This window comes from Desulfovibrio sp. 6_1_46AFAA (genome assembly GCF_000224635.1).
GTDB lineage: Bacteria > Desulfobacterota > Desulfovibrionia > Desulfovibrionales > Desulfovibrionaceae > Desulfovibrio > Desulfovibrio fairfieldensis.
On the sequence record NZ_JH114318.1, the window covers coordinates 1 to 576 of the forward strand.

Sequence of the window (576 nt, forward strand, 5' to 3'; positions counted from 1 at the left end):
GAGAGAGAGAGAGAGTAACTCCTCAATTTTTTCGTTTTTTATCGACTGACCCAGTCTGACGGCGGTATGCCGCGTGTTTTGCGCGCGGTATGCCGCCGTTTTTTGTGTGCTTTTTCCACCGCCGCACTGTTTCATGGTCGGCGGTGGAAACATTATATTGGAATTAAAAGCCGGGCTTCCGCCATGGAAATTGAAAGCCGCCCGGTTCAGACATTTGCGGCGGGGGGTTAGCGCATCTCCCGGCCGCAAGCAGGCGCGCATGGACAGCACGCGCCTCCCCGGCACGCCCCGAAGTGGACAGCGGGGCGCGCTTCTGGAAGCGGGGTGTTCTCCTGACGCCCCGCTTCTTTTTTATGGGCTTTTCGTGTCCTGATTGCCGGATGGCATGGGCAGCGAAAACTCATTTCAATAGCAGGAATGACTATACTGTGGGCATAAAAATTTTTCAGGATACTTCAATGAACAGGCCAAATAACATGCATCGTTTTTCCTGTTGCGGGGCGTTTGACCCCTCTTGTCAGCTTTCCACTACAGAGAGAGAGAGAGAGAGAGAGAGAGAGAGAGAGAGAGAGAGAA

1 protein-coding gene is annotated in these 576 nt (G+C 53.3%); it reads right to left on the reverse strand.

What is annotated here, in order from left to right; translation table 11 throughout:
• The coding region (locus HMPREF1022_RS19030) for a hypothetical protein (protein WP_232221632.1) at window positions 1–261 on the reverse strand (261 nt) is incomplete at its 3' end.
• Between the last annotated feature and the right edge of the window lie 315 nt (window positions 262–576).